This is a genomic window from uncultured Allobosea sp. (genome assembly GCF_945956895.1).
Lineage (GTDB): Bacteria > Pseudomonadota > Alphaproteobacteria > Rhizobiales > Beijerinckiaceae > Allobosea.
On the sequence record NZ_CAMFJF010000009.1, the window covers coordinates 66,802 to 92,127 of the forward strand.

Sequence of the window (25,326 nt, forward strand, 5' to 3'; positions counted from 1 at the left end):
CTACTTCGCCACGGTGAACTGAACACGGCGATTCATCGCGCGCGCTTCCGGCGCCTCATACGACACGAGCGGGCGCGTGCTGCCATAGCCCTTGACCGCAAGCTTGCCGGGCTCGATGCCGCGCCGCACCAACTCGTCGCGCACGCGCAGGGCCCGGCGCAGCGACAGGTCCATGTTGTCGAAGCCGCGCCGCTCTCCGTCTCGGTTGGCATGTCCCTCGATGACGATCGGGGAACCCGGACACTTCTTCAGGATGGCCGCCGCCTCGCCGATGACGCGCTCGGTCGTGACATCGAGCTCGACGACCGAGGTCCCCTGGCCGAACAGCACCGTGTTGCGCCTGGTCAAGCCGTCGAGATCGTTCTGGCAGCTCGCAGGCGGGTCGACCACGCAGCCGGTCTGGCGCAGCTCCACGACCGCATCGACCTTGAAACCGGGCGGCAGGCCGGTAGCGGCGCTGGTCTCGACCTCGCTCTTGATCAGGTCGCGGCAGGTCAATCCGCGCAGCGTGACACGGTCGTCCACCACCGATGCGGAGCCGAGGTCGAGGCGCAGCAGATCGGCGAGCACGGCGCGGGCCGCTTCGGCAAAGCCAGCCGGGGCACCGGGAACCAGCGTCGTCGCATCCTCGAAACGGCCCTTAAGAGGAGAATCCGCGACCAGAGCCTGCAACACTCCCTGCATCGCCTGATCGGGCAGATATCCCGAGAGCCGCAGGCCGGTGCGGTCCGCCGATAGCGACAGGCCGTAAGGCCGCACGACGACGTTGTCCGGCATGGCAGCCAAGGCCAGACCGGCCGGAGCACGGCTCGCGAGAAGATCGCGCAAGGCCGCAAGGCTCGCGGCATCCGCCATCTCACCCGCGATTGCGAAAGCCTTCTCTCTGATCGACACCGACCCCGCCCGCAGCTTGGACAGCGCCTCCAGCGCAAAACCGGTGGAAGCCCGCAGGTCGAGCTCGGATCGCAGCGCCGGCTCGATCGCCGCAAGGTCCTCGACGGACACTTCGCCGAAAATGCGGCGCGCCGTGGCCAGAACATCCCTGCGCACCGCCTCGTCCGGCAGCTTTCCGTTCAGGCGGACCCCCCTTTCGTTACGGGTCGCGCTCCACTCCAGCGGAACCGGCGCCACCGCGCGTGGGGCAGCCACCGATGCACCTGCCGGCGGGTTGGCGGCTGCGCCCTGCGGCGGCGCCGGCGCGGGCGCTGGAGCAGAACCTTCCGGCTTCGGCGAAGCCGGCAGGACATCGTTCAGGATCAATCCCGGCACCTCGGGCATCGGCACGACGACCGGCACCGGCGGCGGGGGCGCCGGAGGGCACTCGATCGTGGCGCGCGCGACCGAATCCGGGCCATCCATCTGGGCGATCTGCAGTCGCAAGGCCAAGCAGGCATCATAGGCCTGCGGCCCCCTTCCCGTCAGGGCGTAGTCCCCGCCGTCGAGCTCGGCCTTTCCGTCGCGCAGCCGCGCCAGATCCCCGAGGGCGCGCGTCACCTTCGCGAGGAAAGCCGAGGGCGCCCCGAGCGCCGGCTTCATCTCGTCGCGAAGGGCCGTCCCCGCACCGAAAGCCAGCCGCGCCGCCGCGAGAATCTGCTCGCGGGCCTCCCGATCCGGATAGAGGCCACGCATCACCAGCCCGCCGCCCGCCTCGTGTTCGACGCTCCAGCGATAGGGCGTCACGGTCGGAGGTTCGAGATCGCATTTGACCGCGCGGAAACCCGGACGTTCTGCGCGCGGCTGTGCAGCTTCCAGATCAAGGAACGAATCCGAACTGGCGGCTTTCCCCTCGATGCAGAAGCGGCCATCGTCGAGCGAGACCCGGCCGGAAGCCAGTTTCGGCAATTCGGCGAGCATCGCCACGGCCATCGCAGCAAAGCCCTCCGGCGCCCCAAAGGCGACCGCCTGGCGATCATCGATCCGCAGGCCGGGCAAGGCTGCCGATGCCACCGCCGCGTTGGCCGCCGCCGTATCGAGATCCGGCACGAAGCCGCCGAGCGTCACCATGTCGGATCGGCGGTTGGCGAACCAGGAATAGGGCTTCTGGGCAACGACCTGCGAGAGGCCGCCGAGCGTGCGGCGCACGCCAAACTCACCATGCAGGCGGGCCATCGCCTTGTTCGCGCCGTCGGAGGACAGGACCTCGCCGCCGATGGTGACATCCCGACCATCGACTTGAGCCACGATGGGGCGTGCGCCCGGCGCCGTGCCGGCAGCCGCCGCGACGGCCTGTTCGGCACGCAAGCCGACATCGCGCTCGATCGCGGTATCGAGCGCGAGATTTCCAGCTCCCCACAGCAAGCCCAGTGGGATCAGCCCCCAGAGCCAACGCGCCGGTTGAGACATGCACAGCCCCCCGCCTGCGTGGACCCGAAGGTTTCACGCGGCACTCACGATTGGGAGCGCTCTCGGTTTTTCAAAGGCTTATCGAGCGATCCGCAGATATCGATTCAGCGAAGGCTCGGCGCCATTCCACTGACGGAACGGTCGCCGGAGCATTCATGCGAGATCATGACCGAAGGCAATGGGGGGCCGTCAACAGCGAGACCGGACAACCCACATAAAAAAGAAGCCCCGGGTTTCCCCGGGGCTTCCTGACTAAAGATCGGAAACCGATCAGAAGTCGCGCTGGATGCGCAGACGGCCGCTCCAGGCGTCGTCCGACTTGGTCATGACGCCGACCGGACGGCCAGCCGCCTGAACGAAGTTCTTGACCCGGGCGTTGGCGTAGAGAATCTCGACGCCGATGTCGAGACCGGCAACCGGCGACCAGATCAGGTTCGAACCGACGCGCCACTCGACCGGATCCAAGCCGACGGCGTTGACCGCGCCGATGCCGTTGGCGTAGTCCAGCTTCGAGTACGAACCATACACGGCCTGCCGGATCGTGGGGGTCCAGTAGTGCAGGAAGCCGGCGGTCAGGGCGTAGCCCTTGGTCAGCTTGACCGAGCCGAGCGTGTTGACGTTGGCGTCGGAGTTCGTGATCAGCAGACGGCCGACGTTCGTGTTGGCACCCCAGGTCGAGCCGGCGCTGTTGCCGCCGTAGCCGAGATAGGAGAGACCGCCTTCGGCGTAAGCAGCCTGCAGCCAGAGCTCGTCGCCAGCGGCGAGCATGGGCAGGTTGATCTTGACGCCGGCCTGCAGGGCGAAGCCGGTCTTGTCGCCCGAGCCGACGCCGACGCTGGCGAGGGTCTTGCGCTGGAACACGGCGCCCGACAGCTGAGCGGAGCCCCAGCCCTGAGCGACGTTCAACGAACCGACGAGATCCGGATAGTCCGAACCGCCCTGAACGAAGTTGCCGTTGGCGACGCGATGCTCGTTGGAGTCTTCGAGGGCCAGGGTGGCCGAGAAGCCGCCGCCGAAGGTGGCGGTGTAGGCGAGCAGATTGACGCCGTTGTCCGAGCCACGGATCGGGCCGTAGTTCAGAGCGTCAGCGTAGAAGTCGAAGAACGACTGCGAACGACCAGCGGTGATCGGGCCGAACTGGATGAAGGCACGATCGAGACCGACCGAGGTGCCGCCAGCGCCGCCCTGAGTGGCGGTGTACTGCGGGCCGGTCGAGTTCACGCCCTGGCCATACGAGCCGTTCGAGACGGTGGTGTCGACACGGACGAAGGTGCGCAGCGTGCCATAGGCAGTCTGGTTACGAGCGTCGATGTAGATACGACCGCGAGCGCGCATGCCGTACTGGTCCTGCGTGTCGAGGCCGATGCCGTTGAAGCGCTGCTGGACGAGGTACTCAGCGCGGACACGGCCGCCGACGCGGAGGCAGGTGTCGGTGCCCGGGATATAGAAGAAGCCGGCGCCGAAAGCGGAGCAGACACGAACGTATTCGACCGGAGCGGCCTTCCGCGAGGGAAGGTCGGCGGCCTGAGCCCCGGCGACCGCGGCGATGCCGGCGGCGGAACCGAGGAGGAGGCTCTTGACGAGCTTCATTTGGTAACCTCCAAAAGAGTTTCGAGACCCTCGGGCTTCAGCCTGCCCCCCGCCCCAAGCTTTCTAGCCTGATCGCAGAACCTGCCTATTCCCGGTCTTTCGCCTGCGTCACCGACCTATTTCGGAGGCGAAGGCGAAAAACAGCGACCGGGAACGTCCCGACGCATTCCCACCATACGAAAGGCGCCCCGCCGATCAACCACGATCATCCGCCCGGACCGGGGAATGGGGTGCTTTGGAAACCGGTGTTGCAAGGGAGCCACGCTTTGACCGGCGAAATTCACGAAGCATTAACTCCAACGGCACCGCACAACCGGTTTTTGCCTTGCAAAGACGGGGGAATCGCACCGCGGAGAACGGACCTCGGGTCGAATCTCTTCAGAGCCTGATTCCCGTCGGCACGGGCTCAGTACTCCCACTCGGCTCCGATTCCGACGGCGGCGCTACCGTCCGCCCCGGTCTCGGCCTGGAGCTTCAGGCGCTTGGTCACGTCGATACCGACCGAGACGCCGCTGTCCTCCGGCTTGGAGCCGACCTTCACGCCCACAGAGATATTGTCGCTGATATAGCGAGAGGCTCCGACCGTCGGCCCGCCCGCGCCCATCTGGATGTCGAGATTGTCGACGCCCAGAGACTTGCGCAGCCGCTCGAAGGTGTCGTCGCCGCCGCCGCCGGCGAATTGCGCCGCCGCCTGGGCGAGCTGCAAGGCCTGGAACGGCGAGAGCGAGCCCGAGGCACGGGCGAAGAGCAACCGCGACAGCACTTCGTCGGGCGGCAGCTCGGGCTGTGAGGTGAAGGCGAAGACCGGCTGATCGGCGGGGCCGCTGATGACGATCTTGGCCGTCACATCACCGGCGCTGGTCTGCGCGACGAAGTCGAGATCGGGAATCAATCCGCCGGCGAAAGTCAGCCGGCCGCGGCTGAAATCGAGCCGCTGGGTCAGGACGCTGAGCCGGCCGCGACGCAGTTCGAAGCCGCCGTCCAGAGCGGGCGCCGAGGAGGTGCCGCCGACGCGAATCTCGCCGCCGAGCTCGGCATCGATACCGCGGCCGCGGATGAAGACACGGGCAGGCGCGGAAACGGTCAGGGCAAGCGTCGCGTCGAAAGCCGGGGCGGGGCGGCCGCGCCCCTTGGCCATCTGCGCCCGGCGCGCTGCGGCGAGGCGGGCCGCCGCCGTGCCGCGCGCATTCGCATGCTTGATGCCATCGACCGGCCGGAGCGTGGCGGGCAGACGGTCCGGCACCGAGACCTCGAGCGAGGCGATGTCGATCCGGCCACCGAGACGCGGGCGTTGCGCCAGCGGGCCTGTGATCTCGAGATTCAGGCCGGCTACGGCCGTGACCAGGCCGCTCGACACCAACTGCGCGCGATCACCGCGGATACGGATAGTGCAGGGAAAGCCCGCGGCCGGATCGATCCGGACCTGGCCGCTCGCCGAGATGGTGCCGCCGTTCACGGTGCTCGCCGAGGCACGCTCGATCGTCAGGTTGTCGCCATTGGCGGCTATCCGCGCCTCGATGGCATTCAGGCGGATGCCTTGCAGGGCGTCGGTGAAGCTGCCGCCCGTCAGGGTCGCGTTGCCGCTGAGGCGCGGCGCGGCAGCGGTTCCGCCGGCGCGCATGTCGAGAGCGACCACGCCCGTGACGCGCTGTCCGCTTGCGCCGAGTATGGTGTTGGCGAGCGCGGCATCGACGCGGCCTTGCGCGGAAAGGTCGAGCGGGCCGCTGGCGTTGAGCGGCGCAGTGCCGCGCACCGTCAGGCTGGCGCCTTTGCCGGCGTTCACCGTGGCCGAGATACTGGCGGCAGCCCCCTTGAGCGTGCCCTCGCCCTGGATCTCGACGGGCGGCAGGCCGGCCTGGCGGGTTTCAGGCGTGACGAGCTGGGCGATCCTGAGCTTCCAGGGCCCCGAGAGGTCGCCCGGTCTGCCTTTGATCTGCGCCTCGGCATTCAGCGTGCCACCGAGCTTCAAGCTGGGAACCGCGATGCTCGCGGCGGAAAGCGGCACGTCCCGGGCGGCGAAGCGCAGGTCGAGCGCCTGCCCGGCGCGGCCATCGAGCGTCACCCGCCCCTTGTCGACCAGCAGGGCGAGATTGGCGATCTCGACGCCGGAGGCCGGAAAGCTGAACGCGGCGGGATTGGCGAGCGTGATCGCGCGCCCGTCGCGACGCGCGTCGAAGGAGGCAAGTTCCAGCTTCAACGGCTCGCCCGGAACGAGGCGACCAGCGCCCTTCAGCGCGAAGCCGCGCGCATTGGCGCTGAGCGTGAAGGCGCTGGCATCAGGCGCGCCCTTCGAATCGAAGCGGATGCCGCTGATCGCCTCGCCGGCCGCGACGGCGCGGTCGATGGCGATCGCCGCATCGAGCATCGGGCGGCCGTAGATATCGCGGGCATTGGCGCGAGCATCGAGCTTGTCGATGGTCAGCGAAGGGCCGGCGAGTCGCGAGCCACGGGCGGTCAGGTCGATATCCTGGCGACCGTCCGGCGCCGCCAGGATGATATCGGCATCGAGTTGGCCGCCGAGCTTGGTCAGCGCCAGCGCGGAGAGATCGTCGAGATTGCGGGCGGCAAGCGTCAGGCGGCCGGCGGCGCGGCTCGCCGTGTCGAGCGTCAGGCCGCCGTTCAAGCGGACGGAGCCGAGCGCGAAATCGAGCGTCGAGAGGTTCCAGCCGTCGTCGGGCTGGCGGGCGACGCGCAGCGAGCCGGTCGCCGGTTTGGAATCGACCTCGCCGGCCAAGGTGACGCTGGCATCGAGCGCGCCCTGCAGGTCCTTCGCGACGGCGTCGATGGTCAGGCGCGGAATCGGCCGGGCGAGCGCGGTCGCGTTAGCGACGGCGATGCGAGCGGTGGCATCGAGCTTGTTCTGCGGGCCGGTGATCCGGGCGGTGATATCGCCACGGCCGGACAGGCGCGGATCGGCGCGCTTGAGATCGGGCAGGTTCAGCGCGAGCTTCAGGTCGGATTCCTGCTGGCCGATCGAGCCGTCCGCGGTGAAGGCCGCATGCTGGCCGGCGACGCGCAGGCCGTTCACCGTGTAGTTGCCGGCAAGGGCATTAACGCGGCCGGCGAGCGTCAGGTTGCCGACGAGCAGGCGGTCGAGAGCGGCCTCGCCGGTGGCGAGCCGCTCGGCCTTGCCCGCGAGCGTCGCCGTGTAGTTGTTCTGGCGGGGCGTCGCGTCGAGATCGGCAGTGATATCCGCCCTGCCCGCGAGCGGGCGCCCGGCGAGACCGCTCAAGCGGGCGAGATCGGGCAGAACGGCTTTCAACTGGCCGAGCATGCGCGCCTGGCCGAGCTTGCCGCGATAGTCGAGCTCGATGCCGGAGAGCGCGAGCTTCAGCATCTCGAAATCGGCCGTAGCATCATCCTGCCCGGTGCCGCGCAAGGTGAAGGTGACCTTGTCGCCGACCGCGCGCATCAGTGCCTTGTCGGCCAGCACGATGCCGCTGGCCTCTCCGTCCGAGGTCAGGGCGATACGGGTGCCGGGCTCGCCGATCGTGCCGGTCGGCGTCGCGTTGAAGGAAAGAGCGAGCTTGCCAAATTGCCCCGCCGGTAGCTTGGCGTCGTTTGCGTCGAGCTTCGCGACGACGGTCGGTCCGGCCACCGGGCCGCGGATCGTCGCGTCGAAGGCGAGCTTGCCGATCTCGGTGCCGGACGCGACCGTGCGGCCATCGGCATTGGGCCGGGCTGCCGCCGTGACGCGCAGGTCGAGCGTCTTGTCGGGATTGTAACGGCCGAGCACGTCGAGACGCGCCAGTGCCGAGACCAGCGCGAGATTGCGGATGTCGATGCCGCTATCGTCGCGGAAGCCGACCGAGCCGTCGAGGCGGGTGGAACCCGCGAAGACCGGAGCCACCGGCGGCGGCATCAGCCCTTCGATACGGGCATCGAGCGCGAGCGCGAGCTGGCGTTCGGCACCCGAGCGCGACAGCGTCGCGGAGCCGTCGGCACCGATCGTCGGACCGGCGGTGAAAACGAGGCTGGAGCGGAAGGCATCGAGCGGGCCGTCGCCAGTCACGTCGAGCTTGACCGGCGGCTCGCCGGGCAGGCCCGCGACCTTCGAGATCAGGCCACCCGCCGGCTCGTCGAGCTTGGCCGCGAGCTGCAGGCGCGTGCTTTCGGGTACGAAGGACAGGCTGACGTCGAAAAGCCCGCCCATGTCGAGCCGCTTGGCCTCGAGCTTGAGGTCGAGCCCCTCGTTGGGTGGCCCCAGCCGGGCACCGCCGTTGGCGCTCAGCCGGGCGGCGACGCCGAGCACGGGTTCGCCGAGCGCCAGCTCGTTGAGCTGGAGCGCGCGGATGATGACCTTGAGCGGCAGCTCGGGCAGGATCGGCTCGTTGCTCGGCCGCGCCGTTCCGGCCGGCTGCGGCGCGGGCTTGCGCAGGATCTCGAGCTTGCCGATCTCGAGCCGGTCGACATCGAGCCGGCGCAGCAGCAGGGCGCTGCGGGTCCAGATCAGGCGGACGCGGTCGAGCCGCAGCCAGGCGCCGTCGCGGTCGGAGAGCACGATGTCGCGGATCTCGACATCGGAGGACAGCGCGCCGTTGACCTGGCCGATCGAGACCTGGCTGGTATCGCTCGACAAGACCTTGGAGATCAGGTCGGCGATGACGCCGCGATCGGTCTGGGCATTCTGGGCGAAGCCGCCGAAATGGGCCGAAAAGAGGAAGCCCGCCGTCATCAGCAGGGCGAACAACGCGAGACGGGGTATGGTGAGGATCCCGCGCATCAGAAGGCCTGCCCGACGCTGACATAGAGCGCGACCGGCTTGTCGCCCTTGCGCGGATTGAGCGGGGCGGCGATGTCGACGCGGATCGGCCCGATGCCGGTATAGTAGCGGAAGCCGAGACCTGCGGCCATCTGCAGCTTCTGCTTGCCGTCCGGCAGGCTCGATTCGAAGGCGGTGCCGGCATCGAAGAAGGGCACGATTCCGATCGTATCGGTGATCTTGATGCGTGCCTCGGCCGAGAGTTCCAGCAGGCTGCGTCCGCCGATGATCTGCCCGTACGGCCCGAGCGGCGACAGGCTGCGATAGGCATAGCCGCGCACCGAACCACCGCCACCTGCATAGAAGCGCCGCGTCGCCGGGATGTCGGCGAGGCTGGCGCCGGCGACCGAGCCGAAGCCGACACGGCCGGCGAGAACGTAACGGGCGTCCTCGTCGAGCGCATAATAGGCGGAGACGGCCGCCTTGGTCTGGTAGATGCCGACCGTCGAGCCAAGGAAGGTCGGATAAGGCGCGAAGGAAGCAGCGGCCCGGAAGCCACGCGTCGGATCGAGCAGGTTGTCGGTGGAATCGTATTTCACCGAGAGGGGAATGCCGACGAGGGTGTAATCCACCTGCCCGAGCACGTCGCTGGTCTGGCCGCGCTCGACCTCGATCCCGGCCTGGACCGAGAAGGTATCGCTGAAGCGATGGCGGATCGCCGTGGTGGCGTTGGCGTAGCGAGCGGTGTAGCCGCCATAGCGGTTGAGGCCGACGCGCTCGCGCGTCGCGACGCCGTCGACCAGCAGGTCGTTGCGGCTGCCGCCAAGCGCCGGTTTCATAAAGCTGAAGGCGAAGCGGCCGCCGAGATCGGATTCCTTGAAATCGCCGAAGCGCTGGATCTTGGTGCCGTCGATGCGCGGGGCGAAGAAGATGCTCGCCTCCAGCCGCAGGCGCTCGGCCCCGCCAAACAGGTTGCGGTGCTCCCAGTAGGTCTTCACCGCCGGGCCGTCGATGGTCGAATAGCGGGCAGAGAAGCCGAGCAGGCGCTTGGGCCGCTCGGTCACCTCGACGAAGATCGGCAGGTTGCCGGCGCCGTCGAGCTTGTCGCCCTCGCGGATGCGGACGGAACCCACAGCGGGGATCGTTGCGATCGAGCGGCGGGTATCGGCCAGCGCCTTCGGCGAATAGGGATCACCCGGCTCGAGATAGATGAAGGAGCGCACGACCGCCGGCGGGATCTCGTCGGTCTGACCGATGGTGATGTCGCCGAAGCCGGCGAGCGGACCGGGCGCGAGCACATAGGTCACGTCCATGATGCCGGCGGCGTGGTCGACGACCGGGCGCAGCTCGACCACCTTGGCGAGCGGCCGCGATTGCGCGCGCATGTAATCGACCAGGGCCGCCTGCGCGGCCTTCAACGTAGCCGTGGTGGCCGCATCCCCAGCTTTCAGCCGGGAGACCTTGAGCGGATCGGCGATCGCCGGCGCCCCATCCTCGCCCTGCTCGACGACATCGATCCTGCGCAGCCCGAAGACCTTGCCGGGGCGGGCCTTGATCGTGATCGGCACGGCGTCCCGGTTGCGATGCGCTTCCAGAGCCCGGATCAGCGTCGCGTTGGGCTCCACGCCGAGCGTCAATGTCGTGCCGTCGACGACCATGGCGAGCTCGGCGTTGAAATAGCCCTGCGACCAGAGCGCATCGAGCATCGGGTTGAGATCGGTCGCCATCCGGCGCGACAGACTCTCGCCGTCGGGCGGGGCGTCCTGACGCAGGCGATAGAGCAGCGAGGCGTCCTGCAGCGAACGCGTCAACGCCTTGGCATCGTCGGCCTCGCCGAGATCGAATTCAAGCTTGTAGGGCAAGGCGGCAGCGCTCGGCGCCGGTGGCTCGTCCTTCTTGGCAAAGAGGCCGAACACGTCGAGCGACGACAGATCGAAAGCCCGGGCAGGTTCAGCCTGCAGGCTCAGCAGTGTGGCAAACGCACAGCCGCCGCTCAGCGCGACCGCATGCCCTGCCCTACGCCAAAACCGCATCCGCCCTCCAAGCAACCCCCACACTCAAACAGTGCCCATGCCCGCCGCCATCATAGGCAGGCGACAGGCTCGCGCAATGCTCAAGGACTCGACCGTTCCTTCTAACGAAGCGTTAAGGTCACGGTCGCGAGAGGCGACAACCGGGTCACGACCTCGCCCTTGCCCGGCGAAAGCACACCGCCGCAAAGGCTGCCGGTGGTCACGATCTGCCCGGCCTTCAGGCTGCCGAGATCGTCGCTCTGGCGGTTCGCCCAGGCGAGGAAGGGCGTCATCGGGTCCCCGTTTCCATGCACGGCCGGCTGGTCGTAAATCGTCACGCCATTGAGCGAGATGAAGCAGCCGAGGCCGGTCAAGTCATCCAGCGCGGCGATGTCCATCTCCGGGCCGATGACATAGCCGCCATGGCCCATCGCGTCGGCGAGCCAGAGCGGGAAAGCGACATTGCCGGCCCAGTTGGCGAGGCGGCTCTCGACGATCTCGATGCCGAGATAAGCCTTGTCGCAGCAGGCGAGTAGTTCGGCGCGCGAATAGGCTTGAGCCGGGCGGAACGGCACGTCGCGCGCCAGCCGGAGCGCGAGCTCGATCTCGATGCGCAATTCCGCACCGATCGCCCCCTCATAGACATCGCCGGGCGCCAGATAGGGGCCAGGCATCAGGCCGGCGACCGCCGTGCCGTCCTCGGCGATGCCGACCTTCCAGCCGGCTTCGGGCAGGCCGAGCGCCTTGCCGACCGCCGCCTGCGCGACGAGCCCCTCGGACAGGGTCGCCGGCACCGGCAGGCTCGCGATCTCGGCCAGCGAACGGTCGCGGCGGGCCTTCACCAGCGCATCGCGCACGGTCTCGACGGTGGTCGGCATGGGAGGTCCTCTGCATCCGGACAGGCAAGCGTACAGGGTCCTGCTATCGCAGCCGGCCAGATGCGACAAGGCGGCTGAACGCACCGGCACCCGGCATACGGCCCATGGAACCTCACGGCGGCTTTGCGGTTCCCCGAGGATGATCGAGATCACTCATCGTACTCGGCGGAGCCTTCTTCAGGGGCTCTCCGGGGTCGTTCTGTTCGGCTCCGCCGCCGCGGCACAATCATCTGTTCCGGCCGCCGAATTCGTGCGCCAGACCGCCACTGCCCAGATGTTCGGCATGGAATCGGCGACATTGGCGCTGCACAAGAGCAGTTCACCCCTGATCAAGGATTTCGCGCATGACCTCGCCAGCCAGCAAGGTGCCGTGACCAGCGGCCTGCGCCGCATCGTCGCGAAGCGCTCGGACATCGCCCTGCCCGACCGGCCGGACACGCGCCATCTCGACCTGCTGCGCGACCTCACCGACAAGCAGGGCGCGGCCTTCGACAAGGCCTATGTCGAGGCCCAGCGCAGCATGCATCACGAGGCGGTCCTGCTGATGGAGCGCTATGCCGGCGAGGGCGACGATCCCGAGCTGAAAAGCTTCGCCGCGCAGTCGCTGCCGGTGTTCCGTGAACTCGACCGGAAGTCGCGCGCATTGCCGGTCGAGCCTTAAGGTCCAGCCGATTTTCAGTGGCCCCGCGCCGTCATCCCGGGCTTGACCCGAGATCCATGCCAGAGCCCCTCCGGTCGAGGTTCAGGCATGGATCCCGGATCTACGCTTCGCTTCGTCCGGGATGACCCGCATTTCAGGGCTCCGAGGGCCCTCCGCCCGCCCAGTACGCTCAGCCCTTCGAACAGCCTTCCGCCTCGCGCTCATAGACGGCGAGGAAGGCCTTGCCCATCAGCGAGGATTCACCATCGATCAGCTTGCGGAGCGTCGCGGCGCGGATGGCCTGGAGCCCAGGATCGTCCGGCAGCGCCGATGCCGCGAGCTCGGCCAATGCCACCGCGAGCCTGTTCTGCCCCTGCCCTGCCAGGGCTTCCGCACGCTCGGCCAACTTGCGGGCGCCGCCGGCGAGTTCGGCGAGTTCGGCTGCGAGTTCGGTCGTGCGGGCGGGCTTCAGATGGGCCGCGTTGCCGTCGAACCAGCCCGCGTAGAAATGATAGATGCTGCGGACCAAAAACTCCGGATCGTCGTATTTCGGCAGCAGATAGGGCTTGGCGAGATAGCTCGCTGGGACCTTGACCTTGTTCAGGACGTCTTCGAGCGTCGCGCCCGAATTCATCAGCGTGAGCGTCTCGTGGACGAGATGCTCCAGCGCCTCGGCGCCGTCGCTGAGCATACGCGCGACACGCTCCGCTCCGAAGACGACGGGGCCGTGGCCAGGGATCAGGATGTCCGGCCTGAGCTCCTCCATGCGTCGCAACGCCTGCGCCCATTCGGCCGCAAAGCGCTGGACCTTGCGGGGATTGCCGGCATTGGGGAACACCCAGATCACGAAATCGCCGCTCGCCAGCACGCGTCGTTCCGGCAGCCAGACGAAGGTCGCGTCATCCGTCTCGCCGCGACCATGGAAGAGTTCGAGCCGCTCTCCGCCGATCGTGAGCGACAGGGTGTCGTCATAGACCTCGTCGGGACGGCGCTGGCCGATCGGGTAGACATAGCCGGGCATGTTGAACTGCTGGCTCTGCACGAGGCTGTTGAAGCCGTGCGAGTCGATATAGCGCTGCATGCGCCGGGCGACATTGCGATGCGCGACGATGCGCGGGCGCGGCCATCCTCGCGCATCCGCCTCCTCGTCGATCACCTTGATGCCGCTGGTATGGTCGATATGGCCGTGCGTGAAGATCACGGTATGGATCGGCCCATCGTCCCAGGAGCGGATGACATCGAGCGTCTGCTTGGCGGTGTCCGGCTTGGCCGTGTCGATCAGGACGAGCCCTTCGCGCGTGCGGATCGCCGTCACACTGCCGCAGAAATAGGTCGTGTGGACGGTGATGATGTTGTCGTCGACCTGCGTGATCGCGCCGTGCGAGACCGCAGCGGTCCATTCCTCCATCGCGGCGGAGCCATCCCAGAGGCGCTCGAACAACGGGTCCTGTTTCATGCGGGCTCCTCCGGCAAAGCCTCCCCTCTTTAGCACCATCGATCGCAGGCGACAGGCCCGCCTGTTCGCATGCTGACAGCCGGCGTCAGCGGCTCAACCGGCACCATCCCGGTAAAGCGGAAACGCCTGCCCCGCCCAGCCCCTTCGCCTCTGGACATCCCGCCCCAAAGCCCGGCAAGAAGCGGGCGGACGCTGCGGCCATCCAGGACCGCGCATGCGACAAGAAACGTCCGGGAGGAAACGGGACATGAAATCGCTTTGGGTCATGGCCGCCGCGCTCGGCGCCGCGCTCAGCCTGCCGGCGCAGGCGCAGGACAAGGTCAAGCTGATCGACGTCATCGAGTTGTCGGGCGCGGGCGCTGCCGCCGGCACCAACTGGAAGAACGGCGCCGACATGGCCGCCGCCGACATCAACGCCAAGGGCGGCATCCTCGGCAAGCCCGTCGAGATCGTCCATTACGACACGCAGACCAATCCGGGTAACACCCGCGCCGCCGTGCAGCGCGCCATCGACGAGAACGCCTATGCCATCCTCGGCCCGATCTTCTCAGGGCCGATCGGCGCCTCCATGCAGATCTCGCAGCGCGCCGAGATCGCCCAGATCGTCGGTGGCGAGGCGGCCGGCTTCACCCGCCAGGGCAACCCCTACATCTTCCGCACCTCGATCAGCCAGGCGGCGGCGATGCCGAAGATCGCCAAATACCTGAAGGACACCGTCAAGGCCGGCTCGATCGCCGTGGTCTGGGTCAATAACGACTTCGGCAAGGGCGGGCGCGACACCATCCTGCCCGAACTGGAGAAGGCCGGCATCAAGGTTACTGCCGACGTCTCCACCGAGCAGGGCCAGGCCGATTTCACCGCCGACGCGATCAAGGTGAAGAACGCCAATGCCGACGCCGTCTTCGTCTACCTGAATGAGGAGGAAAGCGCCCGCTTCCTGCGCGCCGCCAAGCAGCAGGGCATCACCAAGCCGATGATCGGCGAGACCACCCTGCTCGGCGCCAAGGTGCTGGAACTCGCGGGCGATGCCGCCAATGGCGTCAAGGGCCATGTCGGCCTCTCGACGGATGCGCCGATCCCGGCCCTGCAGGATTTCGGCAAGCGCTATCGCGAGAAATACGGCTTCTCCTCCGATCATAACGGCGTGAAGGGCTACATGGCCGTGTTCATGGTGAAATGGGCGACCGAGAAGCAGAAGAAGCTCGACAAGAAGGGCGTCGCCGACACGCTGCGCGGCGCAACCATCAAGGCGAGCGAGGAGCCGGGCATCCTGATGGATACGGTGATCGAGCAGAACGGCGATCTCGACCGCGAAAGCTTCCTGGCCGAGGTCGTCAACGGCAAGCAGGTGATCAACACCACCCTGCCCCGGATCAAGCCGTAAGCAACCCGTATATCCTCAACGTCATCCCGGGCGAGCAGCGCTCGACCCGGGATCCATCGAAGGGCGCGGCGTTCTACGATGGATCCCGGAACTCCGCTTCGCTGCGTCCGGGATGACGCGCGCTGATTGAACACGAAACGCTCTCCAACCGAGCGCATATCGCATGGCCGAATTCATCGCCTATCTCATCGCCGGCATTGCCACGGGCGCGATCTATGCGCTCGCCGCGATCGGCTTCACGCTGGTCTGGCAGACCTCGCAGACGATCAACTTCGCCCAGGGCGAGTTCGTCATGCTGCCCGCCGTGCTGATCTTGCTCGCCGTCAAGCTCTTCGGCCTGCCGCTTTGGGCCGGCGGGTTGCTCGGCATCGCGGTCTTCCTGCTGATCTTCGGCGCGGGCTTCAAGCTCGTCGTCGTCGATCCGATGATCAGGCACGGCGTGCTGCCGCTCGCCATCGCCACCATGGCGCTATCGACCATCATGAAGGAAGGCGCCAAGGACGGTTTCTCGGCGGAGGCGCAGAGCTTCCCCTCGCTGGTGCCGACCGACATGATCAACCTGCTCGGCGCCTCGATCTCGCTCCAGCATCTCGCGATCATCGTCGTCGCCTTCGCGGCGATCGGCCTGCTGCAATGGTTCGTCGGCGGCACGCGGCTCGGCCGGCAGATGCAGGCGACGGCGCAGAACCCGACAGTGGCGCGCATCCTCGGCATCCCCGTCGAGCGAATGGTGCTGCTGACCTTCCTGCTCAATGCCGCACTCGCGGTCATCGCCTCGCTGCTGATCTCGCCGATCTATCTGGCGAAGTTCTCAAATGGCGAGACCATCGGCCTGTTCGCCTTCATCGCGGCCATCGTCGGCGGCTTCAACCAGGTGCGCGGCGCGCTCGTCGGCGGCCTCCTGATCGGCGTCGCGGATTCGCTCGCCGCCGCCTATATCTCCACGCAATATCGGCTGGCCGTGCCGCTGGTGCTGCTCGTCGCCATCATCCTGGTCAAGCCGGAGGGGCTGATGGGCCGCAAGGAGGAGCGCCGCGTATGAGCGCCCCTGCCGTCCAGAATTCCACAGCCTCTCGTCTCCCGGCCCGCCGGATCGATGCCGCGCTGGTCGCGCTCGTCCTCGGTGCCGTCATCCTCTGGTTCGCACCGGTCGGGATGGGCCGCTACGGCACCTATGTCCTCTCGCTCTGGCTCGTCATGAGCATCGGCGTGATGGGGCTGAACCTCACCCTCGGCTATGCCGGGCAGAGCTCGCTGGCGCAGGCCGCCTTCACGGGGCTCGGCGCCTATGCCACCGCGATCCTGACCACGAAATACGGGGTGAGCTGGTACGCCGCCTTCGCCCTTTCGGGCCTGCTGACCTTCGCGGTCGGCCTGCTCCTTGGTTTCCCGGCGCTCCGGGTACGAACACATTACCTCGCCTTCGTCACGCTCGCCTTCTCGACGCTGATCTGGCTGCTCATCCGCAACGAGCAGTGGCTGACCGGTGGCGTCTATGGCATCTCCAATATCAACCGACCCGATTTCTTCGGCATCAAGCTGTTCGGCGCGCTGGAGTTTCATCGCTTCGTCGTCGTCGTCACACTGATCCTGTCGCTGAAGCTGTGGTGGCTCGTCCGCTCGCCCTGGGGCCGCGCCTTCACGGCCTTGCGCGAGAACCCGGTCCGGGCCGCGAGCCTCGGCATCGATACCCGCGCCTACACGCTGCTCGCCTTCGCGATCGGCTCGGCCTATGGCGGCTTTGCCGGCTCGCTCTATGCGCCGCTGGTCGAGTTCATCGATCCCTCGCCCTTCTCGCTGTCGCAGAGCCTGTTCCTGCTGCTGATGGTGGTCGCAGGCGGCTCCGGCTATCTCCTCGGCCCCTTCGTCGGTGCGCTGCTCGGCGTCGTGCTGCCGGAATGGCTGCGCTTCGCCGGGTCGCTCTACCTGATCATCTTCGCAACGATCGTGCTCGCGCTCCTCGTCATCTGCCCGCAGGGCGTTTGCGGCCTGATCGAACGCGGCTGGAATGCGCTCCGGCGCAAGACCGGAGGCGCGCGATGAGCCCGGTCCTCGAAGTCCACGACCTGCACAAGGCATTCGGCGGCATCAAAGCGGTCAACGGTGTCTCGTTCTCGGTGCAAGAGGGCGAGATCCTCGGCATCATCGGCCCGAATGGCTGCGGCAAGTCGACCCTGTTCAACTGCATCCTCGGCCAGCTCGAGCCATCGCAAGGCGCGGTGAAGCTCGACGGCCTAGATGTCACCAACATGCGCCCGTCCGCGCTCAACCGGCTCGGCGTCAGCCGCACCTTCCAGCTGCTGCAGGTCTTCCCGGAACTGTCTGTGCGCGAGAACCTGATCTTGGCGGGCCAAGAACATCAAGGCTCGATGCTCGGCCGCCTGTTCGGCGCGAGCGATGCCGGACTGTCGGAGAAGGCCGAGCAGATGATCGGCTTCTTCAAGCTCGGCCATCTCGCGGACGCCAAGGCCGGCGGCCTCTCCTATGGCCAGCAGAAGCTGCTCGATGCGGCGATGGCCTTCATGGCCGGCCCCCGCCTCGTGCTGCTCGACGAGCCGGCCGGCGGCGTCAACCTCACCATGCTGGGTGATCTCAAGGAGCGTCTGCGCGCGATCAACGCCGAACAGGGCGCGACCTTCGTGGTGATCGAGCACAACATGGATTTCGTGATGTCGCTCTGCACCCGCGTGATCGTGCTGGCGGAAGGCAAGGTGCTGGCGGAAGGCACACCGGCTGAAGTGCGCGCCAATCCGGCGGTGATCGAAGCTTATCTGGGACACTAGGCACGTCATGCTCGGGCTTGACCCGAGCATCTCAGGACGAGAAGGCGCCTCTTCCGGGATGAGATTCTCGGGTCTGCGCTACGCTTCGCCCGAGAATGACGCGGAAGGGACGGAACGCGGAATGACCACCCCCATCCTCGAACTCGACGGCGTGGTCGGCGGCTATGGCGCCATGACCATCCTGAACGGCACCTCGTTTGCCGTGAAGCGCGGTGCGATCACCACCGTGATCGGGCCGAACGGCGCCGGCAAGTCGACGGTGTTCAAGGCGATCTTCGGCCTCATCAAGCTGCGCGAGGGCCGCATCCGCTTCGACGGGCGGGACATCACCGGCTGGAACCAGCGCAAATTGCTCGAAGCCGGCATCTGCTATGTGCCGCAGGGGCGCAACATCTTCCCGGAGCTCTCGGTGCGCCACAATATCGAGCTCGGCACGGTCGCTGCCGGCTCGGGGATTACCGACATGCCGCAGCGGCTGGAGGCCGCGCTCGACCGGTTCCCGGCGCTTCGCGCCAAGGCCGGCCAACAGGCCTCGACACTCTCCGGCGGCGAGCAGAAGCAGCTCGAAATCGTGCGCGGCCTGCTGCTCGACCCCAAGCTCGTGCTGATCGACGAGCCCTCGATCGGCCTCTCGCCTCTGATGGTGCAGGAGACCTTCGGTATCTTGAAGGACCTTCGTGCCAGAGGCGTCTCGATCCTGATGGTCGAGCAGAATGCCCGCTCGGCGTTGGAGATCTCCGACGAAGGGCTGGTGCTTGAACTTGGCCGCACCCGCATGCAGGGACCGGCGGCGGAGATTTTGGCCGATCCGCGCATCGGCCAGCTCTTCCTCGGCGGCACGCTGAGCGAGGTGGCCTGAAAAACCCCTTCGTCATTCCGGACAAGCCGCGAAGCGGCGCCGATCCGGAATCCATCGAAGGGCACCTCACTCTACGATGGATTCCGGGTCTGCGCTTCGCTTGCCCGGAATGACGGCAAAGGATTGCGCCATTCCGCTTTGACAGCGGCGCCCTCTCCTGTCGGGATGGCGGCGGATACCGAGTCCGGAGCCCACCCATGAAGATTCGCGCCGCCGTCCTGAACGCAAGCCCGGTTGTGGCGCCTTATGCGCAGAGCCGTCCGCTGCGGATCGAGGAACTCGACCTCGCGCCGCCCGGCCGCGACGAAGTCCTGGTCAGGGTCCGCGCTGCGGGCCTCTGCCATTCCGACCTCTCGGTGATCGACGGCAATCGCCCGCGCCCGGTGCCGATGGTGCTCGGCCATGAGGCCGCTGGTGAAGTCGTCGAAACCGGCGAAGGCGTCGATGACCTCAAGCCCGGCGACCGCGTCGTGATGGTCTTCGTGCCGTCCTGCGGGCATTGCGCGCCCTGTGCCGAGGGCCGCCCTGCCCTCTGCGAGCCCGGCAACGCCGCCAATGGCCGCGGCGAGATGCTCGGCGGCGGGCGACGGCTCTCGGTCGATGGCCAGCCAGTGCATCACCATATCGGTGTCTCCGCCTTCGCCGAGCATGCGGTGATCTCGCGCCGCTCGCTGGTCAAGATCGAGGCCGATATCCCGCATGAGATCGCGGCCCTGTTCGGCTGCGCCGTGCTGACCGGCGTCGGCGCAGCCGTGAACACGGCGCGGATCAAGGCCGGTGAGACCGTGGCGGTCGTCGGGCTCGGCGGCGTCGGGCTCTCGGCCCTGCTCGGCGCCATCGCCTGCGGCGCTTCGCGCGTCATCGCCGTCGACCTCGCGCAGGACAAGCTCGATCTGGCGCTGGCGCTCGGCGCGACCGATGCTTTCAAGGCCGATACGCCCGATGTGGTCGAGGCGATCAGGCAAGCGACCAAGGGCGGCGTCGACCACGGACTGGAGATGGCCGGCTCGGTCAAGGCGCTCGACCTCGCCTACCAGATCACGCGGCGCGGCGGCACGACGACGACCGCCGGCCTCGCCAACCCCGCCCATACGCTCTCGCTTTCTCCGGTCAGGCTCGTCGCGGAGGAGCGGACGCTGAAGGGGTCTTACGTGGGCTCCTGCGTGCCCTCGCGCGATATCCCGCGCTTCATCGAACTGTACCAGCGCGGGCGGCTCGCCGTGGACAAGCTCTGGACCAGCTCGGGCAGCCTCGACGAGATCAACGAGGGTTTCGCCGCTCTGCACGAGGGCCGCACGATCCGCCACATCGTCAGGATGTGAGGCGCCTCCCCCAGCGCTTGCGCCAGAAATGATTTCTCTGATCCGCCAAGGGCATGGCGCCCGTTCATGACAGGCCGATTCAACCTGAGCCAGCATCCGAACAGATTCGCTTCCCCTCGCTCCAGAGAGGCAAGTGGAAGCGCCCGATTCGAGCTTTCCGGAACCTCGCCGTCATCCCGGACAAGCTGCGCAGCAGCGCCGATCCGGAATCCATCGTGGAGTCCTGCGCTCTACGATGGATCCCGGGGCAAGCCCGGGATGACGGGGTAGTTCCGGGAAAACGCGGCACCGCATAGCGGCGCCGCGCCAGAATCTATTTGACTCGGCCGTGCCCGACCGCTCTTCCTCTCCCGCCTATCGAGGGAATGCCGATGTCGAATGCGCTGGAAGGTATCGTCGTGGTCGCGCTGGAGCAGGCGGTGGCTGCGCCGGTCGCGAGCTGCAAGCTCGCCGATGCCGGCGCGCGCGTCATCAAGCTGGAGCGGCCGGAAGGCGATTTCGCGCGCGGCTATGACGGCTTCGCCAAGGGGCAGTCGTCCTATTTCGTCTGGATCAACCGGGGCAAGGAATCCTGCCGGGTCGACCTGCGACGACCTGATGACCTCGCGCTGGTCGAGACGATGATCGCGTCAGCCGACATCTTCATCCAGAACCTGGCGCCCGGCGCCGCCGACCGGCTCGGGCTCGGTAGTGCGACGCTCCGGCGGCGCCATCCGCGGCTGATCACCTGCGACATCTCGGGCTATGCGTCGGGCACGCCGCATGAGCGGCGCAAGGCCTATGACCTGCTGATCCAGGCGGAATCGGGCTTGTCCGCCATCACCGGCACCGCCGATTCCGGTCCCTCGCGCATCGGCGTCTCGATCGCCGACATCGCCACCGGACAGGCGGCCTATGCCGCGATCCTCGAAGCGCTGCTGAAGCGGGCGCGGACCGGCGAAGGCTCGGCGATCGCGCTCTCGCTGTTCGACACGCTGGCCGAGCTGATGAACGTGCCTTATCTCACGCGCCGCTATGGCGGTATCGAACCGGCGCGAGTCGGGCTCGCCCATCCTTCGATTGCGCCCTATGGCGTGTTCTCCCTGCTCGACGGCGAGGTGCTGGTCTCGATCCAGAGCGAGCGGGAATGGCAGGTCTTCGCCCGCGACGTGCTGGAAAGCCCGGAACTGGCCGGCGATACGCGTTTCGCCTCCAATGTGCTGCGGGTGAAGGAGCGCGCCCTGCTCGACGACGAGGTGCAGGCGCGGCTCGGCCGACGCCGTTTCGCGGATGTCGCTGCCGCACTCGATCGCCATGCGATCGCCTATGGCACCGTCTCCACCGTCGGTGGGCTGATCGACCACCCGGCCGCGACGACCCTACCCGTCCCGACGCCCAATGGCCCAATCGAGGTGCTGGCTCCTTCGGCCGTTGTCGATGGCCAGCGCGTCGCGATGCGGCCGGTGCCGTCACTCGGCCAGCACGATGCGGCGTTGCGCGCCGAATTCTCTCGCCAGACCGAAGCGAAGCAAGCCTGAGCGGAACGACCAAGGAAAGCCCCTCATGAGCATCGATATCGCCCAACTTGCCTCCTGGACCGGCAAGACCGAGGAGGCGCAGGACGTGGTCACGCCGCGTCTCATGCAGAGCTTCGCCGCCACCTTCGGCCGCCATCTCGCGCCGCACGGTGCGGGCGAGGCGCCGTTGGCGCTGCATTGGTGCCTGGCGCCGCCGATCTCGGACATCGGGGCTTGCGGACCTGACGGTCATGCCGCCAAGGGCGAGTTCCTGCCGCCGGTGCCGCTGCCGCGGCGGATGTGGGCCGGCGGACGGATCGAGACGCTGTCGCCGCTGCGCGAGGGGGATCGCGTCATCAGGCATTCCCGCATCGGCGACATCGCCTACAAGGAGGGGCGCAGCGGCCCGCTCTGCTTCGTCGCCATCCACCATGACTATGCGACGGAGCGCGGCGTCGCCCTGCGCGAACGGCACGACATCGTCTACCGCGAGGCGGCGCAGCCCGGCGCATTAGCGGCCGGGGCGCCCGGACCGGCGAGCGATGGCGAGCCTGCCGATCTCATCTGGGAGGTCGAGGCAAGCCCGCTGCTGTTGTTCCGCTACTCGGCGCTGACCTTCAACGGCCATCGCATCCACTACGATTTTCCCTATGCGACGGGGACGGAGGGCTATGCCGGGCTCGTCGTGCACGGGCCGATTCAGGCGACATTGATCGCCAACATCATCTCGACGCTGACGGAGGGCGCACCGATCCGGCTCGACTATCGGGGCTTGAGCCCGCTCATCGCCGGGGACGTCTTCCGGGTGAAAGCGAAGCGGCAGGCCGATGGCAGCGTCCGGGGCTGGACCGAGGGCGTCGACGGGCGGGTGCGCATGGAAGGCTTCCACCGCGCGGGGTAACGCCTGTCGATTTCACTCCGAACCACGCCGTCATCCAGGGCTTGACCCGGGGTCCATTCCGGAGCGCCTGCCATCAGGGTTCAGGCATGGACCCCGGATCTCCGCTGCGCTGCGTCCGGGATGCCCCGCGTCTCAACTCGAAACGCAGCAAATCATCGTTTCAGCGTTGGCTCTTCAGGCCGGCGCGACGAAAGGCTGGGATATCTCGCCGAAAACCGGAAGCGCTTCCAGCCCCGCAGCATGAGCCGCGAGCGCCGGTATCCCAGCGGCATCGACCAGCCCCGGATGCGCCTCGCTGATGAAGCGCAGCGCCACTGCCGCCGCGATATCGGCATGGCCCAAGGTCTCGCCGAACCAATAGGACGTGGTGCGGCCGGCACGGTCGCGCTCCAGCGCGGCGAGCGCCGACAGGATCTGCCCGCTGCAGCGCTCCGCCCAGACCGCGGAGACCTGCTCGTGCAGGCGCAACTCGTAAAACAGGCTGACGGCCTTCTCGGCCGCCCCCATCGCGAGCGCGACGACGAAGAAGGTCCGCCGCCGAGCCAAGCCGCTGCGCGGGCAGAGCGCGCGCTCCGGCCCGGCGAGATCGTCGAGCGCATCGATCATGCCGGCGCTGTCGATGAGCACCTCGCCATCGTCGAGCACCAGGGTCGGCACGCGCATCAGCGGGTTGAACGCACGGACCTTCTCGCCATCGGCGAAGACGGACCAGGGCCGGTGCTCGAATGGCAGGCCGTAGAGCGCGAGCGTGATGCCGACGCGGCGGACGAAGGGGGAGTCATACTGGCCGATCAGGATCAACGCGGTCTCCGTTCACCATCTTTCGAATGTCGGGCTAGCCGGGCATCTTCCCTGTGTCACCGCCGCGCCGCAATGCTAACGTCCTGTCCCGCAGCGCATAGCGGGAGCCGGCCATGGCACAGGATCATCGTCTCAACCGTCGCGAGACGCTCAAGGCCGGGGCCGCGATCGCCGCCTGCGCCGCCCTCCCCGGAGCGGCCGCCGCGCAGGCCCCGGCGAAGCTGAAGCTGCGCGTGCTGGAGACCACCGATCTCCACGTCAATGTCGTGCCCTACGACTATTTCCGCGACGGCTCCGACGATACGGTCGGCCTCGCCAAGACCGCGAGCCTGATCAAGGCCGCCCAGGGCGAGGTCAAGAACAGCCTGCTCTTCGACAATGGCGATTTCCTGCAGGGTTCCTCGCTCGGCGACTACATCGCCTACAAGAAGGGGCTGAAGGCCGGCGAGACCCATCCCATGCTCGCGGCGATGAACGCCCTGCCCTATCTCTGCGGCACGCTCGGCAATCACGAGTTCAATTACGGGCTGGAATTCCTCGACCATGGCCTCGCCAAGGCCGAGTTCCCGATGGTCTGCGCCAATGTCGAACGCATCGGGGGCTATCCGCTGGTCGATCCCTGGCGCCTGTTCGAGCAGAGCTTGGAGGACGAGACTGGCGCCAGACATGTGCTCAAGATTGGCGTGATCGGCTTCGTGCCGCCGCAGATCATGCAATGGGACAAGGGCAATCTCGACGGCAAGATCGTCGCGACCGACATCGTCGACGCCGCCGAGAAGCACATGCGGGACCTGCTCGACGCCCAGCCCGATCTCGTCATCGCACTCTGCCATTCCGGCATCGCCGGCGGAACGCGGCGCGGCATGGAGGAGAACGCGGCGCTGCACCTGTCGAAGGTCGACGGCATCGACGTCATCCTGACCGGCCACCAGCATCTGGTCTTTCCCGGCGGGAAATCCTTCGACGGCATCGCCGGCGTCGACAACGTCAAGGGCTCGCTCAACGGCAAGCCGGCCTGCCAGCCCGGTTTCTGGGGCTCGCATCTCGGCATCATCGACCTCGAGCTGGAAAAGCGCGGCGAGCGCTGGACGATCGCCGATTTCAAGGTCGAGGCGAAGCCGATCTACGAGCGCACGCCCGATCGCAAGATCGTGCCGAAGGCCACGGCCGAGCCGGCGATCCTGGCTGCAGTCAAGGCCGACCACGAGGCGACGCTGGCCTATATGCGCGAACCGGTCGGCAGTACGGCCGCGCCGATCAATTCCTATTTCGCGCTGGTGGCGGACGATTCCTCGATCCAGATCGTCGCCGAGGCGCAGATCGCCTATGCCAAGCCGCTGATGGCGCAGACGCGCTGGAAGAACCTGCCGATCCTCTCGGCGGCCGCACCGTTCAAATCGGGCGGGCGCTCCGGCCCTTCATTCTACACCGACATTCCCGCCGGCCCGCTGGCCCTGAAGAACATCGCCGATATCTATCTCTACCCGAATACGGTGCAGGTCGTAAAAGTCAGCGGCTCTGACGTAAAGGAATGGCTGGAGCGTTCCGCCGGCATCTTCAACCGCATCGACCCCACCAAGAGCGACGAACAGCCCCTGATCAACCCCGCCTTCCCCGCCTTCAATTTCGACGTGATCGACGGCGTGACCTATCGGATCGACGTCACGCAGGCCTCGCGCTACGACAATGACGGCAAGCTCGTCGCAGCCGAAGCGCACCGCATCCGCGACCTCGCCTTCGCGGGCCAACCGATCGACGAGAAAGCGGAATTCCTTATCGTCACCAACAACTACCGCGCTGGGGGCGGCGGCAATTTCCCGGGCACGAAGACGACGGTGGTGCTGGAAGCACCCGATCTCAACCGCGACGTGATCGTGCGTCATATCCTGGGCAAGAAGACGATCGACCCGAAAGCCGACGGCAACTGGACGCTCATCTCCTTGCCCGCCAGCGTCAATGCAACCTTCCTGACCTCGCCCGCGGCCGCCGGCAAGCTGCCTGCCGATCTGAAGGCGGAACCGGCCGGAGACGGACCGGAAGGTTTCTCCAAGTACCGGCTGCGCGGCTGACGGCGCGGCACGGGCGGCAAGCTATAATTTGTCGGCGAAACCTCCGAAGCGACATACAGTTCTTTAATAGATTTTTAGCGAGGATAGCAG

At 67.3% G+C, this 25,326-nt stretch carries 17 protein-coding genes; 10 read left to right on the forward strand and 7 right to left on the reverse strand.

Features of this window, described 5'->3' with window-relative positions; all coding sequences use genetic code 11:
* From Q0Q02_RS08070 to Q0Q02_RS08090, 5 genes are all read right to left on the reverse strand, one after another.
* Complete coding sequence (locus Q0Q02_RS08070; protein ID WP_293808361.1) at positions 1–2,343, reverse strand: OmpA family protein; 2,343 nt, start codon at positions 2,341–2,343, stop codon at positions 1–3.
* A gap of 270 nt (positions 2,344–2,613) precedes the next feature.
* Positions 2,614–3,933 carry a porin gene (locus Q0Q02_RS08075; RefSeq protein WP_293808362.1) on the reverse strand — a complete coding sequence of 440 codons (1,320 nt, stop codon included), beginning with the start codon at positions 3,931–3,933 and terminating at the stop codon, positions 2,614–2,616.
* Positions 3,934–4,339: 406 nt separating this feature from the next.
* A complete protein-coding gene (locus tag Q0Q02_RS08080; RefSeq protein ID WP_293808363.1) occupies positions 4,340–8,656 on the reverse strand; it encodes a translocation/assembly module TamB domain-containing protein in 4,317 nt (1,438 codons plus the stop codon).
* The gene (locus tag Q0Q02_RS08085) at positions 8,656–10,668 is read right to left on the reverse strand and encodes an autotransporter assembly complex family protein (protein WP_293808364.1); all 2,013 of its coding nucleotides are present in this window, start codon (positions 10,666–10,668) and stop codon (positions 8,656–8,658) included. Before Q0Q02_RS08085 ends, Q0Q02_RS08080 begins: the two co-directional genes overlap by 1 nt.
* 101 nt (positions 10,669–10,769) lie before the next feature.
* Entirely contained in the window at positions 10,770–11,525 is a 756-nt protein-coding gene (locus tag Q0Q02_RS08090; protein ID WP_293808365.1) for a hypothetical protein, read from the reverse strand.
* A 139-nt stretch (positions 11,526–11,664) separates the two neighbouring features.
* On the opposite strand from Q0Q02_RS08090, the gene Q0Q02_RS08095 reads away from it, so the two are divergent.
* Positions 11,665–12,186 carry a DUF4142 domain-containing protein gene (locus tag Q0Q02_RS08095; protein ID WP_293808366.1) on the forward strand — a complete coding sequence of 174 codons (522 nt, stop codon included), beginning with the start codon at positions 11,665–11,667 and terminating at the stop codon, positions 12,184–12,186.
* Positions 12,187–12,355: 169 nt separating this feature from the next.
* On the opposite strand, the gene Q0Q02_RS08100 is transcribed toward Q0Q02_RS08095, so the two are convergent.
* Positions 12,356–13,621 (reverse strand): alkyl sulfatase dimerization domain-containing protein, encoded by a 1,266-nt coding sequence (locus Q0Q02_RS08100; protein WP_293808367.1) that lies wholly within the window; start codon positions 13,619–13,621, stop codon positions 12,356–12,358.
* A 247-nt stretch (positions 13,622–13,868) separates the two neighbouring features.
* Here Q0Q02_RS08100 and Q0Q02_RS08105 point away from each other — a divergent pair, with 247 nt between their 5' ends.
* From Q0Q02_RS08105 to Q0Q02_RS08140, 8 genes are all read left to right on the forward strand, one after another.
* Positions 13,869–15,005, forward strand: a complete 1,137-nt coding sequence (locus tag Q0Q02_RS08105) for an ABC transporter substrate-binding protein (RefSeq protein ID WP_293808368.1) — start codon at positions 13,869–13,871, stop codon at positions 15,003–15,005.
* 163 nt (positions 15,006–15,168) lie between these two features.
* On the forward strand, positions 15,169–16,047 hold the full coding sequence (locus tag Q0Q02_RS08110; RefSeq protein WP_293808369.1) for a branched-chain amino acid ABC transporter permease: 879 nt from the start codon (positions 15,169–15,171) through the stop codon (positions 16,045–16,047).
* A complete protein-coding gene (locus Q0Q02_RS08115) occupies positions 16,044–17,048 on the forward strand; it encodes a branched-chain amino acid ABC transporter permease (protein WP_293808370.1) in 1,005 nt (334 codons plus the stop codon). The genes Q0Q02_RS08110 and Q0Q02_RS08115 overlap by 4 nt, the downstream gene beginning before the upstream one ends.
* A complete protein-coding gene (locus Q0Q02_RS08120; RefSeq protein ID WP_293808371.1) occupies positions 17,045–17,788 on the forward strand; it encodes an ABC transporter ATP-binding protein in 744 nt (247 codons plus the stop codon). The genes Q0Q02_RS08115 and Q0Q02_RS08120 overlap by 4 nt, the downstream gene beginning before the upstream one ends.
* Positions 17,789–17,909: 121 nt before the next feature.
* On the forward strand, positions 17,910–18,647 hold the full coding sequence (locus Q0Q02_RS08125) for an ABC transporter ATP-binding protein (protein ID WP_293808372.1): 738 nt from the start codon (positions 17,910–17,912) through the stop codon (positions 18,645–18,647).
* Positions 18,648–18,844: 197 nt separating this feature from the next.
* The gene (locus Q0Q02_RS08130; RefSeq protein ID WP_293808373.1) at positions 18,845–19,969 is read left to right on the forward strand and encodes a zinc-dependent alcohol dehydrogenase family protein; all 1,125 of its coding nucleotides are present in this window, start codon (positions 18,845–18,847) and stop codon (positions 19,967–19,969) included.
* 371 nt (positions 19,970–20,340) lie between these two features.
* Positions 20,341–21,486 (forward strand): CaiB/BaiF CoA-transferase family protein, encoded by a 1,146-nt coding sequence (locus Q0Q02_RS08135; RefSeq protein ID WP_293808374.1) that lies wholly within the window; start codon positions 20,341–20,343, stop codon positions 21,484–21,486.
* A 25-nt stretch (positions 21,487–21,511) separates the two neighbouring features.
* Complete coding sequence (locus tag Q0Q02_RS08140) at positions 21,512–22,366, forward strand: MaoC family dehydratase N-terminal domain-containing protein (protein ID WP_293808375.1); 855 nt, start codon at positions 21,512–21,514, stop codon at positions 22,364–22,366.
* A gap of 174 nt (positions 22,367–22,540) precedes the next feature.
* Here Q0Q02_RS08140 and Q0Q02_RS08145 read toward each other — a convergent pair whose 3' ends face one another.
* Positions 22,541–23,167: a glutathione S-transferase N-terminal domain-containing protein gene (locus Q0Q02_RS08145; protein ID WP_293808376.1), complete on the reverse strand. Its 627-nt coding sequence runs from the start codon at positions 23,165–23,167 to the stop codon at positions 22,541–22,543.
* A gap of 113 nt (positions 23,168–23,280) precedes the next feature.
* On the opposite strand from Q0Q02_RS08145, the gene Q0Q02_RS08150 reads away from it, so the two are divergent.
* The gene (locus tag Q0Q02_RS08150; RefSeq protein WP_293808377.1) at positions 23,281–25,236 is read left to right on the forward strand and encodes a bifunctional 2',3'-cyclic-nucleotide 2'-phosphodiesterase/3'-nucleotidase; all 1,956 of its coding nucleotides are present in this window, start codon (positions 23,281–23,283) and stop codon (positions 25,234–25,236) included.
* Positions 25,237–25,326 lie beyond the last annotated feature (90 nt).